16 protein-coding genes and 2 rRNA genes are annotated in these 15,660 nt (G+C 69.9%); 5 read left to right on the forward strand and 13 right to left on the reverse strand.

The annotated features are described in order from the left end of the window. Both ACFYWX_RS11425 and rrf read left to right on the forward strand, forming a co-directional pair. A 23S ribosomal RNA gene (locus ACFYWX_RS11425) occupies positions 1 to 145 on the forward strand; the annotation flags it as partial. Positions 146 to 229: 84 nt separating this feature from the next. Beyond that, positions 230 to 346 (forward strand): 5S ribosomal RNA (gene rrf / locus ACFYWX_RS11430). Between the two features lie 47 nt (positions 347 to 393). On the opposite strand, the gene ACFYWX_RS11435 is transcribed toward rrf, so the two are convergent. Together ACFYWX_RS11435 and ACFYWX_RS11440 are read right to left on the reverse strand one after the other, a co-directional pair. Continuing rightward, on the reverse strand, positions 394 to 1,062 hold the full coding sequence (locus tag ACFYWX_RS11435; RefSeq protein WP_389423754.1) for a response regulator: 669 nt from the start codon (positions 1,060 to 1,062) through the stop codon (positions 394 to 396). Further along, complete coding sequence (locus tag ACFYWX_RS11440) at positions 1,059 to 2,294, reverse strand: sensor histidine kinase (RefSeq protein ID WP_389423755.1); 1,236 nt, start codon at positions 2,292 to 2,294, stop codon at positions 1,059 to 1,061. Before ACFYWX_RS11440 ends, ACFYWX_RS11435 begins: the two co-directional genes overlap by 4 nt. Before the next feature lie 85 nt (positions 2,295 to 2,379). On the opposite strand from ACFYWX_RS11440, the gene ACFYWX_RS11445 reads away from it, so the two are divergent. Then, on the forward strand, positions 2,380 to 2,952 hold the full coding sequence (locus ACFYWX_RS11445; RefSeq protein WP_389423756.1) for a GNAT family N-acetyltransferase: 573 nt from the start codon (positions 2,380 to 2,382) through the stop codon (positions 2,950 to 2,952). Positions 2,953 to 2,970: 18 nt separating this feature from the next. Here ACFYWX_RS11445 and ACFYWX_RS11450 read toward each other — a convergent pair whose 3' ends face one another. The 11 genes from ACFYWX_RS11450 to ACFYWX_RS11500 form a co-directional block, all read right to left on the reverse strand. After that, positions 2,971 to 4,557, reverse strand: a complete 1,587-nt coding sequence (locus ACFYWX_RS11450) for a TraM recognition domain-containing protein (protein ID WP_389423757.1) — start codon at positions 4,555 to 4,557, stop codon at positions 2,971 to 2,973. A 1-nt stretch (position 4,558) separates the two neighbouring features. Further along, positions 4,559 to 5,983 carry an ATP-binding protein gene (locus ACFYWX_RS11455; RefSeq protein WP_389423758.1) on the reverse strand — a complete coding sequence of 475 codons (1,425 nt, stop codon included), beginning with the start codon at positions 5,981 to 5,983 and terminating at the stop codon, positions 4,559 to 4,561. 9 nt (positions 5,984 to 5,992) lie between these two features. Next, on the reverse strand, positions 5,993 to 7,552 hold the full coding sequence (locus tag ACFYWX_RS11460) for an SCO6880 family protein (protein ID WP_389423759.1): 1,560 nt from the start codon (positions 7,550 to 7,552) through the stop codon (positions 5,993 to 5,995). After that, positions 7,549 to 8,904 carry a hypothetical protein gene (locus ACFYWX_RS11465; RefSeq protein WP_389423760.1) on the reverse strand — a complete coding sequence of 452 codons (1,356 nt, stop codon included), beginning with the start codon at positions 8,902 to 8,904 and terminating at the stop codon, positions 7,549 to 7,551. Before ACFYWX_RS11465 ends, ACFYWX_RS11460 begins: the two co-directional genes overlap by 4 nt. Then, the gene (locus ACFYWX_RS11470) at positions 8,894 to 9,754 is read right to left on the reverse strand and encodes a hypothetical protein (protein WP_389423761.1); all 861 of its coding nucleotides are present in this window, start codon (positions 9,752 to 9,754) and stop codon (positions 8,894 to 8,896) included. Before ACFYWX_RS11470 ends, ACFYWX_RS11465 begins: the two co-directional genes overlap by 11 nt. Before the next feature lie 159 nt (positions 9,755 to 9,913). Further along, positions 9,914 to 10,222 (reverse strand): hypothetical protein, encoded by a 309-nt coding sequence (locus ACFYWX_RS11475; RefSeq protein ID WP_389424073.1) that lies wholly within the window; start codon positions 10,220 to 10,222, stop codon positions 9,914 to 9,916. Between the two features lie 405 nt (positions 10,223 to 10,627). Continuing rightward, positions 10,628 to 11,968 carry a peptidase S8 gene (locus tag ACFYWX_RS11480; RefSeq protein WP_389423762.1) on the reverse strand — a complete coding sequence of 447 codons (1,341 nt, stop codon included), beginning with the start codon at positions 11,966 to 11,968 and terminating at the stop codon, positions 10,628 to 10,630. A gap of 267 nt (positions 11,969 to 12,235) precedes the next feature. Beyond that, positions 12,236 to 12,766 (reverse strand): hypothetical protein, encoded by a 531-nt coding sequence (locus ACFYWX_RS11485; RefSeq protein ID WP_389423763.1) that lies wholly within the window; start codon positions 12,764 to 12,766, stop codon positions 12,236 to 12,238. A 147-nt stretch (positions 12,767 to 12,913) separates the two neighbouring features. Next, complete coding sequence (locus ACFYWX_RS11490; RefSeq protein WP_389423764.1) at positions 12,914 to 13,159, reverse strand: DUF397 domain-containing protein; 246 nt, start codon at positions 13,157 to 13,159, stop codon at positions 12,914 to 12,916. Further along, positions 13,152 to 13,337 (reverse strand): DUF397 domain-containing protein, encoded by a 186-nt coding sequence (locus ACFYWX_RS11495; protein WP_389423765.1) that lies wholly within the window; start codon positions 13,335 to 13,337, stop codon positions 13,152 to 13,154. The genes ACFYWX_RS11490 and ACFYWX_RS11495 overlap by 8 nt, the downstream gene beginning before the upstream one ends. A gap of 11 nt (positions 13,338 to 13,348) precedes the next feature. Beyond that, positions 13,349 to 14,203 (reverse strand): helix-turn-helix domain-containing protein, encoded by an 855-nt coding sequence (locus ACFYWX_RS11500; RefSeq protein WP_389423766.1) that lies wholly within the window; start codon positions 14,201 to 14,203, stop codon positions 13,349 to 13,351. A gap of 198 nt (positions 14,204 to 14,401) precedes the next feature. On the opposite strand from ACFYWX_RS11500, the gene ACFYWX_RS11505 reads away from it, so the two are divergent. After that, positions 14,402 to 14,818 (forward strand): ATP-binding protein, encoded by a 417-nt coding sequence (locus tag ACFYWX_RS11505; protein ID WP_389423767.1) that lies wholly within the window; start codon positions 14,402 to 14,404, stop codon positions 14,816 to 14,818. Between the two features lie 46 nt (positions 14,819 to 14,864). Further along, the gene (locus tag ACFYWX_RS11510) at positions 14,865 to 15,623 is read left to right on the forward strand and encodes a trypsin-like serine peptidase (RefSeq protein ID WP_389423768.1); all 759 of its coding nucleotides are present in this window, start codon (positions 14,865 to 14,867) and stop codon (positions 15,621 to 15,623) included. Positions 15,624 to 15,660 lie beyond the last annotated feature (37 nt).

Consider the following 15,660-nt stretch of genomic DNA (forward strand, 5'->3'; position numbering starts at 1 on the left):
TAAGCGGGAAGCCTGCTTCGAGATGAGTATTCCCACCTCCTTGAGAGGGTAAGGCTCCCAGTAGACGACTGGGTTGATAGGCCGGATCTGGAAGCACGGTAACGTGTGAAGGTGACCGGTACTAATAGGCCGAGGGCTTGTCCTCAGTTGCTCGCGTCCACTGTGTTGGTTCTGAAACCACGAACAGCCCCACGTGCCACACGTGGTGCGGCTGACAGTTTCATAGTGTTTCGGTGGTTATAGCGTGAGGGAAACGCCCGGTTACATTTCGAACCCGGAAGCTAAGCCTCACAGCGCCGATGGTACTGCAGGGGGGACCCTGTGGGAGAGTAGGACGCCGCCGAACAATCTTTGAGAAAACCCCGTGCCATTCGGCACGGGGTTTTCTGCGTTTCAGGACGCCCGCACCAGTCTCGTGTCGTACGCCAGAATCACCGCCTGAATGCGGTCCCGGGAGCCGGTTTTCGCCAGGATGCGGCTCACGTGGGTTTTCACCGTCGACTCGGCGAGATGGAAACGGGTGGAGATCTCGCTGTTCGTCCAGCCCTGGCCGATGACGGTGAGGATTTCGCGCTCGCGTTCCGTCAACGAGGCCAGGCGGGGGTCGGTGTGCGGGGAGGCGTCCTGGCGGCCGGTCGGCAGCAGCTCGACGTAGGCGTCCAGGAGGCGGCGGGTCAGGCTCGGGGCCACCACCGCGTCTCCCGAGGCCACGGCACGTATGCCCGACAGGACGTCCTCCGGGAGCGCGTCCTTGATGAGGAAGCCCGAGGCACCGGCGCGTAGGCCCGCGTAGGCGTACTCGTCGAGGTCGAAGGTGGTGACGATCAGGACGCGGGTGCGGTGGCCGGCGGAGATGATGCGACGGGTGGCGGCGATGCCGTCCAGGCCGGGCATGCGGATGTCCATCAGGACGACGTCGGGATGGAGCTCGGCTGTCATACGGACCGCTTCGGTGCCGTCGGTTGCCTCGCCCAGCACCGTCAGGTCGTCCTGGCTCTCCAGCAGCATGCGGAAGCCGAAGCGCTGGAGTGGCTGGTCGTCGGCGATGAGGACGGTGGTCACTGCGGGGTTTCCTCCGGTAGGTGCAGATGGATGCGCCACCCCAGTTCGGGGTGCGGGCGAGGGCCGGCCTCAAGTGTGCCGCCGTACAGGGCGGAGCGTTCGCGCATGCCGGGCAGGCCGCGGCCCCGGATGTCGTCGAGCCTGCCGCCCCGGCCGGTGTCGGTGACGGTGACCGTGACGGCGCCGAGGGGGTCGTAGGACAGGATGACGTCCGACGTGGCGTCGGGGCCGCCGTGTTTGAGGGTGTTGGTGAGGGCTTCCTGGATGACGCGGTAGACGGTGAGCTGCCGGCCCGGGGAGATGGCCGGGGTGCCTTTGACGGTGGCGGTGACCGGAAGGCCCGCGGCCCGAACGCCGTCGAGCAGCTGGTCGAGGTCGGTGAGGGTCGGCTGGGGGGTCAGCTCGAGGTCGGCGGGGGACTCGTCGCGCAGGACGTCCAGGAGGCGGCGGAGCTCGCCCAGGGCCTGGCGGCTGGTGGTCGCGATGGCGTCGAGCGCCTGGGCGGCGCGTTCCGGGGACTTCGTGGCGGCGTAGCGGCCGCCGTCCGCCAGGCCCGTGATGACGGAGAGGTTGTGGCCGATGATGTCGTGCATCTCGCGGGCGATGCGGGTGCGCTCGGCCGCGGTGGCGAGGCGGGCCTGCTGGTCGCGTTCGATCTCCAGACGGCGGGCGCGGTCCTCCAGGGCCTCGGTGTAGTTGCGGCGGGTGCGGACCGCGATGCCGATGACGGCGGCCGTGACGATGGACATCAGCGCCGGGACGATGTCCTTGTCCATGCTTCCCTGCGGGTGGCGGACGGCCATCACGGTGAACGGTGTGAGGACCAGGGCCGCCGTCCACCACAGCGCGCGCTGGGGTCGGCGCAGCGCGATGTGGTAGATGACGAGCAGCTGGAGCAGGGCGGCCTGAAGGGCGGTGCCGGACCAGCCATTGACGAGTGAGACCGGCGCGATGGCGAGGAGCACGGCACGGGGGTGGCTGCGTCGCCAGAGGAGGGGCACCGAGAAGCCGAGGCTCATCGCGAGGACAAGCCAGTTCGGGGCGTCGGTGTCGCGGGCGACGTTGCGCCAGCCGCCGCTGTAGTCGACCAGGGCGGCCGTCACCCAGAAGCCCGTGAGGAGCAGGTCCCACACCAGCGGTCGCCGCTCGTCGAAGGAGCGCACACGTCTCATGAGGCGGTGGGCGTACTCGGTGAGGGGCTCGGGTGTCTGCTCCTTCGGCACGCTGTCCATGGTGGGCTCTCGCTTCGCTGTACGGCGTCGGTCGGCGGCGGTATATCGGGTGAGGGTGTCGTACCTGGGTACTACGGTGGCCGACATGAGCACCGTGAGCGCCCAGGGTCATGTCAGTCATGTCGTCCGTTCCATACGTGCCGAGGAGTGGGCGGCCGTGAAGGAGCTGCGGTTGCTGGCGCTGCGGGACCCGGTGGCATCGATCGCCTATATGGAGACGTACGAGGAGGCCCTCGGGCGGCCGGACTCCTTCTGGCAGGAACGGGCCGCCAGGAGTGGTGAGTCGGGGGCCGGCGCGCGGCAGTTCGTGGCCGAAGGGGCGGACGGGGCGTGGGCCGGGACGCTGACCGTGCTGATCGAGGAGCCGGGGACGACGGACTGGGCCGGGTTCCCGGTCGACCGGCGGCAGGGGCATGTCGTCGGGGTGTACGTGCGGCCCGAGCACCGCGGGAGCGGGCTGACCGAGGCGCTGTTCGCCGCGGGCGTGCAGTGGGCGTGGGAGAGCGGTGCGGAGCGGGTGCGGCTCATCGTGCACGAGGACAACGGGCGGGCCCAGGGCTTCTACCGCAAGGTGGGATTCGGGCCGAGCGGGGTCACCGTGCCGCTGGCGGACGGGGACGAGGAGTGCGAGTTGGAGTTCGTACTCGAGAAGGGCTGACGGCCCGGCAGCCGGGGGCTACACCGGGAGTTCGTCGTGCGGCCAGCGGGCGCGGCCCTGTTCCCGGGACCGGAGGAGGGCCAGGGCCGGCAGGCCCCGGTCCGCCCCGGTGGCCAGCAGCTCCGGGAGTTGGGGAAGCGGAGCCACTGCGGCGACGTCGTCCAGGACGAGGGTCAGTGGTGGGTCGAGGCGACCGGAGGATGACCGTTCGGCCATGCGCCGGCCGCGCTCGACCACGCTGGAGACGAGGGCCGTCAGGAGCGGCATCGCGCCGGGGTTCGACCTCGGGTCCTCGATGGATTCACCGACCACATAGAGCGTGCCCCCTTCGTGCAGGAAGGAATCCAGGGAGAGGGCATCAGTTCGGTTCGGGGTGCAGGCTTCGCGGATGTTCACCGTGGAGAGGGCGGACAGCGCACGGGTCGTCAACTCGTGCGCCATGTCCCGGCGTTCCGGGTGGGCGGTGAGTGCGGCTTCGAGTTCGCCCGCCGCGCCGGGGGCGGCCTTGGGGCTCGTACGGAGAGTGCGTACGGCGTCCTGGATCTGGGTGCCCTGGGACCAGCGGTGGACGTGGCGGATGGTGCGGCCGTCGATGGCGGCGGCGTGGAGGTAGCTGCGCAGGAGTGTCTCGGCGGTGTCGCTCACCGCTTGGTCGAGGCGGGAGGTGGGGCGGACGGGGGTGAGGAGGGCTGCCGCTCGCTGTACCGCCGTCTGCTTGTCCTCGCAGCCGGCCGTGGGGGACCAGTGGAGGCGGGCGGGGGTGTCGCAGAGGTGCGTGGGGTCGTAGAGGAGGACGGGGCCCAGTTTGGAGCGGGCGTCCTTCGTGTCCTGCCAGAGGGCCGGGTTGGAGGTGACTACGAGGGCTGGGCCTGGCGCGTCGCGTACGGCCTGGGCCGCGGTGGTGTAGCGGCTTTCCCTTGGGGCCACGAGGATCTTTTCCCATCCACCCACCTGTTCGCCGCCGACCGGAGAGGTGAACGCGTGGGGCTGAGGCGCGGGTGCCGTCGGCGTTGAGGGGGCCGTCGGGTCCGGGGTGGGTCTGGGGGACGGGACCTCGTGGTGGGGTGGGGTGCCGTGGCTTTGTGGGGGTGGGAAGTCGTGCGGGGCCGGTGCGGTCGGCGGCGCGCTCTGGCGTTCCGTGGGCTCCGGCGGCATCGTCGCGCCCTTCGCCTCCGTCGCACCCTGCGCCTCCGTCGCCCGTTGGATCGCCCCCGTAGCCCGTTCGATAGCCGCTGTCCGCTCCGCACGTCGTCCCGCCCGTACCGCGCGCCACCTGGCGAGCGTGCCCATCACGAAGATGGTGAGGACGACCAGGATCATCAGCTGGCCGATGACCAGGCCCCAGAACAGGCCGTAGCCGGAGAGCTGGGCCGGCGGGGCGTCCGGCCAGGCGCCGGTGAGGTCGTGGGGGCGGCCGATCAGGTGGCGCATGGCCAGGGGGGTGCGGGTGAAGGTGACGCCGGTCGGCCAGGAGCCGTGGGAGAGGAGGCCGGCCAGGCCCGTGGCCGTCCACACCAGCAGCGTCATGCCGAGGAGGAACCCGAGTATGCCCATCAGCAGGCCGTCGGGGATGCCCCCCTGCTGCTGCCGGTCGTCGCGTCTCATCTCATGCCACCGTGGACTCCGACGACCCGTCCAGGTCGCCGATGTGCTGTTCCATGAAGGCCGCCGCCCGCGCCTCCGCCTCCCGCTCGGCCGCGTGCAGGGCGTCCTCGGCGGCGCGGTCGATGGAGGACTCGGTCATGGCGCGGTCGGTGAAGACCAGGGGGCGTTCCGTCTCGGTGACCAGGTGTTTGACCACCTGGACGTTGCCGTTGACGTCCCAGACGGCGATGCCTGGAGTGAGCGTGGGGATGATTTCGACCGCCCAGCGGGGCAGGCCCAGGACCCGGCCCGTCGCCCTCGCCTCGTCGGCCTTCTGGGCGTAGATCGTCCTCGTCGACGCCATCTTCAGGATGGCCGCCGCCTCCTTCGCGGCCGCCCCGTCGACGACGTCCGACAGATGGTGGACGACCGCCACGAACGACAGACCCAGCCGGCGCCCGAACTTCAGCAGCCGCTGGAACAGCTGCGCCACGAACGGGCTGTTGATGATGTGCCAGGCCTCCTCGACCAGGAAGATGCGCTTCTTGCGGTCGGGGCGGATCCAGGTGTGCTCCAGCCACACGCCGACGATCGCCATCAGGATCGGCATGGCGATGGAGTTGCGGTCGATGTGGGACAGGTCGAAGACGATGAGGGGGGCGTCGAGGTCGATGCCGACCGTCGTGGGGCCGTCGAACATGCCCCTCAGGTCACCGTCGACGAGGCGGTCGAGGACCAGTGCCACGTCCAGGCCCCAGGCCCGTACGTCGTCTATGGCGACGTTCATCGCCTCGGCCGACTCGGGCTCGGGGTGCCGTAGCTGCTCGACGATGTCGGAGAGGACCGGCTGGCGTTCGACGATGGTCTCGTTGACGTAGGCGTGGGCGACCTTCAGGGCGAAGCCGGCGCGTTCGTCCAGGCCGTGCCCCATGGCGACCTCGATGATCGTGCGGAGCAGGGCCAGCTGGCCCGTCGTGGTGATCGCGGGGTCGAGGGGGTTGAGGCGGATGCCGTGGTCCAGGGCGGCCATCGGGTCCAGGCGGATGGGGGTTATACCCAGCTCCTGCGCGATGAGGTTCCACTCGCCGGCGCCGTCCTCGCCCTGGGCGTCCAGGACGACGACCTGGCGGTCGCGGAAGCGCAGTTGGCGCAGGACGTAGGTCTTCTCCAGAGCCGACTTGCCGTTGCCGGACTCGCCCAGGACCAGCCAGTGGGGGGCCGGGAGCTGCTGGCCGTAGAGCTGGAAGGGGTCGTAGATGTAGCCCTTGCCGGAGTAGACCTCGCGGCCGATGATCACGCCGGAGTCGCCGAGGCCGGGGGCGGCGGTCGGGAGGTAGACCGCTTGGGCCTGGCCCGTGGAGGTGCGCACCGGCAGGCGGGTCGTCTCGACCTTCCCGAAGAGGAAGGACGTGAAGGCGTCGGTCAGGACGGACAGCGGGTCCCGCATGCTAAAGCCCTACCTTCGGATGCCGGTGGCGAACGGGAGTGTGTTCACGAAGGCGCGGTGGTGCTCGCGGTCGCACCACTCCAGCTTGAGGTACGACTTGCCGGCCGAGGCCCTTATCGTCCGCTTGTCGCGGGCCAGGGCCTCGGGGGAGCGGGAGGAGACGGTGATGTAGCCGACCAGGTTGACGCCGGCGGCGCCGCTGGCGAGGTCCTCGCCGCGCTGGTCGAGGCGGTTGTGGGCGGCGATGTCGCGGGGGTCGACGGTGCGGTTCATCTTGGCGGCGCGGGACGCCTCGGCATCGTCGTTGGTCTTCTCGGTCAGCATGCGTTCGATGGCTACCTCGGTGGGCTCGAGATCCATCGTCACGGCGACCGTTCGGATGACGTCCGGGGTGTGGACGAGGAGCGGGGCCAGGAAGTTCACGCCGACGGGCGTCATCGGCCACTCCTTCACCCAGGCGGTGGCGTGGCACCAGGGCTCGCGGGTGGAGGACTCGCGGGTCTTCGCCTGGAGGAAGGTCGGCTCCATGGCGTCGAGCTCGGCCGGCCAGGCGTTGCGCTTGGTCATCGCCTGGATGTGGTCGATGGGGTGGTCCGGGTCGTACATGGAGTGGACCAGGGACGCGAGGCGGCCCTGGCCCAGCGGCTGGCGGACCCGGATGTCGGCCTCCTGGAGGCGCGAGCAGATGTCGGTGAGCTCGCGGGCCATGACGACGGCGAGACCGGCGTCCCGGTCCAGCTTGCGGCCGTTCTGGGGCCGTGCCGCGCGGGCCATGGTGTGGGCCTCGGCGGCGAGCTCGCGTGTGTAGTGCATGCAGGCGACGAGGTAGGCGCGGTGCTGCTCGCTGCTCGTCGACACCATCGACTGCAGCTGGTCGTACGACTGCTGAAGCCACGGCAGCGCCTTGTCGTCGCCGCGCTGGGCGACGTCCTTGGCGTGGGCGTCGGGGTCGGCGGGGAGGGTGCGGGCGAGCATCTGGAGGCGGGTGACGAAGCCGTCGCCGTTGGCCACGTGTTTGAGCAGCGTGCCGAAGCGGTCGACGAGGGCCTCCTGGTCCTCGCTGTCGCGCAGACCGACGCCGGGACCCTCGATCTCGATGGCGGCGGTGACCGTACGGCGGTCGGCGTGCAGGAGTACGGCGATCTCGTCGGGGCCGAACGGCGCCGCCAGCCAGCTGATGCGGCCGATGCCGGGCGGCGGGCCGATCTCGACCTCACGGCCGTCGAGGCCGGTGCCGGCCTCCATGGAGGCGGAGCGGTACGTGGTGCCCCGCTTGAGCGTCCTCTTGTAGCTGCGGTTGATCTCGAACCACTTGTAGAACGTGCGGTGCTTGTACGGCACGTAGACGGCGGCCAGCGCGAGGAGCGGGAAGCCCATCAGCAGCACGATGCGCGCGGAGAGGACGGGGACGAGGAGGCCGCACATCATGCCGAGGAACGCGCCGCCGATGATGAGCGCGATCTCGCCGGTTTCACGATTCCGGCCGACGATCGCGTTCGGCCGGGCGCGGCCGATCAGATATGTACGGCGGGGCGTGACCGGATGGGACACGTGGGACTCGGTCGTCAACGCCCTTCACCTCCCGTGCGGTTGGTATTGCTGTTGCGGGTGTTGCTGGCGTGGGGAGAGTTGACCGCGCTGGAGCGGGGCGGGGGTGCGGCGGAGGGGACACTTCCGCCGCCACCGTTCGAAGGGCGCGAGCTGTGTGCGGCGACGCCGCCGGAGGCGGGGTTGGACGGGCGGGGTCCGCTGGAGCCGGACGAGCCGCCGTTGTTGTCGGCGCGGGAGCTGTGCGTCTTGATGCCCTGCGCGACCAGGGTCGCCGGGGAGCTGATGACGGCCGCGGCCTTGCCCTCGGCGCCCTGCATGATGCGGTTGTTGCGCGAGTGGGCGATCTCGTCGCCGAAGCCGGGCACGAAGCGGTAGATCATCGCGCTGGCGAAGATGGCGAGCAGGATGATCGAGAGGCCGGAGACCACGGCGGAGAAGGCGTTCGGGCCGTCGTCGGCGGAGAGCGCGCCGGCCAGACCGAGGACGATCACGATGACCGGCTTGACCAGGATGACGGCGATCATGATGCCGGCCCAGCGGCGGACGTGACCCCACAGGTTCTTGTCGACCAGGCCCGCGTACACGACGGTGCCGAGCAGCGCGCCGACGTAGAGCAGGGCGGCGCGGACGACGAGCTCCAGCCAGAGCACGCCGGCGGCGAGGATCGACACCAGCGAGACGACGATCAGCATGATCGGGCCGCCGCCGATGTTCTCCCCCTTGGCGAGAGCGCCGGAGAAGGTGCCGAAGAACGTGTCCGCCTGGTCGCCGGTCGTTTTGGCGAGGACGTCGGACACGCCGTCGGTGGCCGACACGACCGTGTAGAGGATCAGCGGGGTGAAGGCGGAGGCCAGCACCGTGAGCCACAGGAAGCCGATCGCCTCCGAGATGGCGGTGGTTAGGGGCACGCCCCGCACGGCTCGCTTGGCGACGGCCAGGAGCCAGAGGAGGAGCGTGAGGATCGTCGACGCGGCGAAGACGACGGCGTACTGCTGGAGGAACTTGGAGTTGGTGAAGTCGACGGTCGCCGTCTCCTTCACCGCCTCACTCAGCTTGTCGACGGTCCACGCGGCGGCCTCCGCACAGCCCTTCGCGAGGGAGGAGAGGGGGTCGAGGGTGTCGGTGACGCCGGGGTTCTTGGTGACGCCGGAGCGGTTGTTGCCGCGTTCGCAGTACTTTTGGGCTGCGCCGCGGATGAGCTCACAGGTGTCGCTGGCGGAGGGCGACGGCGACGCTGAGGGTGAGCCGCTGGTCGAGGGGTCAGGACTGGGGGTCGGCGCGGCAAAGGCGCGGGTGGCCAGCAGGACCGTGGTCGCCTGAACAGCGGCGACAGCGGCTGTGACCTTGAGGAAGCGGTGGCTAGCGCGCATACGTGAACCCTCCGTACTCCTCGACGGCCTTCGTCATGTCATCGGCGGTGGAGGCCCTCTGGTCGCGCCCGACGGGCACGGGGCCGTCCTTCTGCTGGAAGTCGGTGATCTTCCAGTCGTTGTCGACCCACTTCAGCTGGTACGTGGTGGTGTACCAGCTCTCCGACACGGGGTTGGTCGAGGCCTCGCCGGACAGGCCGAAGAGCGACGTGTACCAGACTTCCACGGTGTCTTTGCCGGCGCTGGACGCGGTGACCTTGGTGCCCACCGGGATGACCCGGGAGACGAACGTCTGGCCGGTCGGTGCGGTGCCATCCTTGGTGAGGCCGATGTTGGTCAGGAACTTCTCGCTGGAGTAGGCGGTGTCGAGGTCGGCCTGGCGGGCGGCGGCGACGTCGGGGGCGTAGACGGTGTCCACGATCTCGTGCCGTCTGGCCGTGTTGAACATCTCGGCCGATCCCAACGCGACGGAGTAGTTGGCCGCGGCGCTCTGCGCTCCCTGGGCGTCACGGGCGTACCCCGTCGGAATGGCGGCCTTCTGAGTCCCCACCGGGGCCGTTCCGCTCGCCGCCGTCGACGCCGACTTCGGCTTGGCTTCCGTGCTGTCCGTCGACGAAGAGGAATCGTCTCCTCCGCGGTTCGCGAAGGCGATCGCGGCGATGAGGAGGACGACGACGCCGACGACGGTGACCAGGCTGCGTGATGAGGAGCGGCCGGGGCGGCGGGCGCCGCCGTACGGGTCGGCGTCGGGCAGGCGCGTGCGGGTGTGGCCGCTGCCCCCGTAGCCGTACCCGCCGCCGTCGTCGGCGCGCACCGGATCGCCGTAGCCCTGCTCGTCCCCGGGACTCATGCCGCGTACGCCCCTTCGCCGTCGTACTGAAAAGCGTAGAAGTACGACGGTAGCCGTGCTGGTTCCCGCGCGGGCGCGGTGTGGTGACTCGACATCAGGGAAACGCAACCTCAGAGGGGGGCCGGGCGCGCCCGGAGAGGACGGAGGGGTCGGGAGGGGTTAGACCGCCATGCCGTACACGATCGTGAACAGCGTGCCGAGGGAGCCGATGATGAAGACGCCCGTCAGGCCGGCGATGATGAGGCCCTTGCCCTGTTCCGCGCTGAAGGTGTCCCGGAGGGCCGTCGCGCCGATGCGTTGCTTCGCCGCGCCCCAGATGGCGATGCCGAGGCAGAGCAGGATGGCGACCGCCATCACGACCTCGATCATCACCTTGGCCTCGTTGCCCAGGCTGCCGAAGGGGCCCCAGTCCGGAGCGATCCCGCCGATGATGGTGTTGATGTCTCCCTTGTCGGCCGCAAAGATCATGTAAGTCACCGCCCCTGTGTGGGTAGTTCCGCAGTCCCCTGCGGTGCGCAGAGGTCAGGCCTCATTGTCGCCGACAATGACACTGTCGCATGTCGACTTGGCGTCATTGATTGGCGAGTTTCGTACGAATAGCTTGCCACCTGGGTGGTGGACAAGAATCGTATGGTAACTCTGTGTATCACGGTAGGTAACCCCGGGCAACGAGGCCGGAGCGGAACCTGGCGTGTGGTTCCGTCGTTGAGCCACGTTTCAGGCCGGCGGGGTTCTTGACGGCCAGTCGGGTGAGTGACTGCCCTCGATGTTCTCATGGCGCGCGAACGGGCCGCGGCTGGTTGCCGCGGCCCGTTCGTCCCCTGGCCGGGCGGGGCCCCCACGGCCCACGCCGGCGCGCTGTGTGACGGATGGTCAGCCGGTGAAGGCGTCCGTGCCCTCCGGGGTTCCCCAGCCGGTGGGTCCGTCGTAGCCGGACTTGGCGGTGCACAGGTAGCTCGCGCCGGCGCTGCAGGTGCCGTTGCTGCCGCTGGTCACGTCGTTGAGGGCCGAGGTGCCGGCCGCGTTGTAGATGTACTCGGACGGGTAGTCGCTGCTGCCCGGGGTGCCGGCGAGGGCGTAGACGCCGGCGATGATCGGCGAGGAGGCGCTGGTCCCGCCGAAGGTGTACCAGCCGGCGGTGACGCCGTAGGAGTCGTAGACGGAGACGCCGGTGGCGGGGTCGGCCACGGCCGAGGTGTCGGCGATGGCGCGCTTGGAGCAGCCGGTGTCGGTCTGCCAGCTCGGCTTGGCGTCGTAGGCGGAGCAGCCGGAGCCGGTGCCCTCGGTGCTGCTGGTGTTCCAGACCTTCTCGGTCCAGCCGCGGCTGGTGGAGGAGGTGGACAGGGCGGTGCCGCCGACCGCGGTGACGTACTTGGAGGCCGCCGGGTACTCGGCGCCGTAGCCCTCGTCGCCGGCGCTGACGGTGATGGCGACGCCGGGGTGGTTGAAGTACGAGGAGTCGTACGAGGTGTCCGAGGAGGACTCGCCGCCGCCGTAGCTGTTGGAGACGAACTTGGCGCCCAGCTTGACCGCCTCGTTCACCGCGGTGCCCAGGTTGGCCATGGAGGCGGACTTGGCCTCGACCAGCAGGATGTTGCACTGCGGGCAGACGGCGCTTGCCATGTCGAGGTCGAGTGACTCCTCCTCGGCCCAGCCGCTGTCGGCCGTGGGCAGGGAGGTCGTGGAGCCGGTCTGGCTGACCTTCTTGAAGCAGCCGTTGGAGGTGGTGCAGGAGGGCAGGCCGTAGTACGAGCGGTACTTCGCGAGGTCGGCCGCGGCGTTCGGGTCGTCGTAGGCGTCGACGATCGCGATGGTCCTGCCGGAGCCGTTGCTCGCGGCGGCGTCGGTCAGGCCGTAGGCGTCCTGGAGGTCGGACGGGCCGTAGCCGGAGGGGGTGGAGGCGTCGGCGGCCTTCGGGGTGATGCCGTCGGCCTGGGCCTGGTGCTTCTGGAAGGCGGTGAGGCCGCCGGTGACACGGAGGGAGTTGCAGGCCAGGTCGCCCTTGTGCTTGGGCGTGGCGCAGGGGGTGGCCGCCCAGGTCACCTTCGAGGAGGGCGTGGCCTTGGCTGTGGCCGGGGTGGCCGCGCTCGCGTGGGCCGCGGTGCCGAGTCCGGCGAGAACGAGCGTGGCGGTGCCGAGGAGGGCGGAGCCGATCCGTCCGAGGCGCAGCCGTCTGCCGGAGGGGGTGGGGGAGTTGGGGGGTGTCGTACGCAACGTACAGCCTCCTGGAAGTGGTTGACAGGGGCAGTGCGGGTGGTGGTGGCCACCGGTACGTGGTCCCCGGCGGCGGGCGGCGGCCCGCGGACGACTGTGGCTTGTTGAGTACGTGACAACAAGAAGGATTCTGGAATCCTGACTTCCGCCTTACTGAAGGGGGCTGCTGGCTTACTGAGCGATGGCAGGGGGATGGCGGGGGGATGGGCGGGGCTTGACCCGGGGCACAGGTGGGACACAGGTTTCCGCGTAGGCGTGTGGCCGGGTTCAGGCCCGGGTGCGGCGACGGTAGTAGTGGACGGTCACCGCGCCGAGCAGGGGGCCCCAGGCAAGCAGGGGCACGTAGGAGGCGTTGACGAGCCACTGGCCCCAGGGCGCGACGTCCATTTCGCTGTGCAGCATCGTCCAGACGAGCAGCACGCCGTAGACCGTGCAGGCGAGGGCTCCGAATGCCGCCGGGACGACCGCCGCGAGCACGGGGACGCGGCGGCCGCGGAGGAAGGGGACCCAGCGGGGCCACAGTTCGCCCCACGGGCGCACCAGACCGAGTGTCAGCCAGGCGAGGCCCTCCTGGGCGAGGGACAGCAGGGGCAGGATCAGCAGGCCCCAGCCGGGCACGAGCATCGCGTCGTACTCGGACCGGCCCAGGCCGAGCGGGACGCCCAGCACTACGGCGAGACGCCACAGGCCGGACGGGAGGGACGCCCATACGGCGGCAGTGGCGGCGCGCCGTGCCCATGCCGGGACGCCGGGAACAGTGGGGTCGAGCGGGACGGCGGCCTGCGTGAGGGTGGACATGCGGCTCGCTCCTCGGATCGGGGATCGGTCGATGTCCCCGATGTTGTCGGGAGCGGCCCCGGTCCGGCGTCCGGCTGCCGCACGAACGGCGAGGGCCGTACGGGGGAGCTGGGCGCCGGTCGGATCAGCCGCTGGGTGGAGGCCCGCTCACGGGGTCTCCTGGACGCCCTCCACGAAGTGGTCGAACTCGCCCGCCTGGACGCCGAGTACGAAGGCGTCCCACTTGCGGCGGTTGGTCGTGACCACGTTCTCCGGGTCGCTGGTCTCCCGGATGTAGACCGGCGTCTCCGGGGCGTCCCCCTCGCCGAAGGCGATCTCGATCCAGGGTCCGGGGCCGGTCGCCTCCGGCGGGGCGGCGCGTTCCCAGGTGAGGGTGGGGGGGATTTCAGGCACGGGGGGTGTCCTTCTTGAGGGTGGTGAGTAGGGAGGCGAAGGCGGCGGGGGTGGCCTTGAGTATCGACTCCGTCGGGTCGCTGCTCTCGGTGAGATGGATGGTTTCGGGGGTGGCGGCCACATGGACGCAGGAGGCGCCCTCGGAGCAGTGCGACGACTTCTGCCAGCGTGGGTTCATGGGCATTCCGTTCACAGCTCTCGCATCACGGTATGGATGAGGTCTCGGGTCTTTGCCGGGACGAGCGCGACAGCCTCGACCCGGTCGAACAGCGTGCGGTACTTGTGCAACTGCGCCTCGGCGTCGAGGAAGGCGAGGCCGTGAGCCTGGTCGAGATAGACGGTGTCCAACTGGGGTACCGGGCCGTGTGCATAGTGGATCGATTGCCCGGATCCCGGGTACGCCCCGGCATCGAAGGTGATGGCGCGAAGGGTGATGTGGTCGCGCTCGCTCATGTCGAGCAGGTGCTGCAACTGCTGTCGGGTGACTGTGGATCCGCCGACCTGCATGCGCAGGGCGGCCTCGTGGATGATCGCCTCGTACGGTGTCGGGTCGTCCTCGCGAAAGAGGATTGCCTGCCGCTTGATACGGAACGACAGGCGGTGCTCGATGTCGGGCGGCGAGAGCTCGATGACTGCCTGACGGAAGATCTCCAGTGCGTACTCACGCGTCTGCAACAGGCCGGGGATACGCGCTGTGGTGGAGTCGCGCAGCGACTGGGCGTGGTGTTCCAGTTCGGCCAGGTCGAGCAGCGGGTGGGAGAGCGCCTCGCGGTACGCCTCCCACCAACCGCGTTTGCGGTCGCCGGTCATTCTGGCGATCGCCTCGGTGAGGACCTGGTCCGGGCAGTCGTAATGGCAGGCCATGGTGCGCACGCGCTCGGCGCTCACCCCCAGGCGTCCGGTCTCCATGTTGCTGACCTGCGCCTGCTTCATGCCGAGCAATTGCGCGGCCGCCGTGGATGTCAGGCCTGCGCGCTCGCGCAGTTTGCGCAGTTCGGCGCCAAGCCGGAGTTGACGTCCCGTCGGGTTGCTTCTCACGGGCATTCCCGTCTCTCCTGCGCTGCTCATCACCCACATGGGTGATTGCTCTTAGTATCCCCGGATTTGGGTGAAGAATATATCCGCAACTCACTATCTTGGTTCCAGGCGCCCACGCTCAGAAGCACACCGTCCGACGGGGCGGCCCCGTCACTGGGCAACCGTATGCAAGGCCCCAACTCCTCACAGTGATCGGACACTTCCATGCCCACCGTAACCCCGCCCTGGACCTACACCCTCCAACTCCCCCACGACCTCCGCGCCCCCGGCATCGCCCGCGCCACCCTCCGTACGGTCCTCGCCGCCCATGACCTCGCCGAGCTCACGCCCACCGCCGAGTTGCTCGCCGCCGAGCTCCTCGCCAACGCGCACCTGCACACCACCGGCCCCTACGCACTCCGCCTGCGCTCGGCGGACGCCGGCGGGTTGCGGGTCGGGGTGTGGGACACGGATCCACGCGTGCCACCCGGGTTCGTCCCCGCCGACGGCGTCGTCCTCGTCGTACCGCCGGACGAGGATGCCGAGAACGGGCGGGGGCTGCACCTCGTGCGGGCCTGTGCGGACAGATGGGGCGCCGCGGAAGTGGGGGCGGGGAAGGTGCTGTGGGCCGAGTGCCGGTAGGGCGCGGTTGACCGGTTTCTCACCTTCGTGGACCACAGTGGTCCCGATGAAGCGCATCGCCCGCCTGTACGCCCCGCTCTGTCTCGTCGTGCTGCTGGCGGTCACCTCCGCGTCCGAGGCGGCTGCCGGGGACGGGGCAGGCCCCTTCGGGGTGACCGTCGTGGCGGCGGCGACGGCTCGGTCCGCGCGGGTGGGGGCGCTGTTCGGGGCGGACCGGGTCGGTCGGCTAGCCGGTGGGCACTTCTGCACGGCGTCCGTCGTCCACAGCCCGCACCACAACCTCGTCGTCACGGCCGCGCACTGCCTGGACGCGGCGGGCGACGGCGATCTGGTGTTCGTGCCCGGATACCGGGACGGGAAGGCGCCGTACGGGGTGTGGAGGGTGAAACGGCGGTTCCTGCCCGACGGGTGGGCCGAGGGGCAGGACGAGGACAGCGACGTGGCGTTCGCGGTCCTCGCCGAGAAGGGCGACGAAGGCGTCGAGGACGTCGTCGGCGCCGAGCGCTTCGCATCCCGGATGGCCACCGGGGCCACCGCCGTGACCGTCACCGGCTATCCCGACTCCCGTGAAACCCCGATCACCTGCACCAACAAGCCCACTGTCCACAGCACCACCCAGCAGCGCATCGACTGCCCCGACTTCACCGGCGGTACCAGCGGAAGCCCGTGGGTGAACGGGGACGGCGAGGTCGTCGGAGTCCTCGGGGGGCACGAGGAGGGCGGGGCCACGGCCGACATCTCGTACAGCGTGGTGCTGGGGAGGGAGGCGGCGGAGCTGTACGGGGACGCGGCTGCCGATCCGTGAGCATCGGTGCCCCATGCCGTCCGAACTCAGCTGTATG

The sequence above is a fragment of the Streptomyces sp. NPDC002888 genome (assembly GCF_042888465.1).
GTDB lineage: Bacteria > Actinomycetota > Actinomycetes > Streptomycetales > Streptomycetaceae > Streptomyces.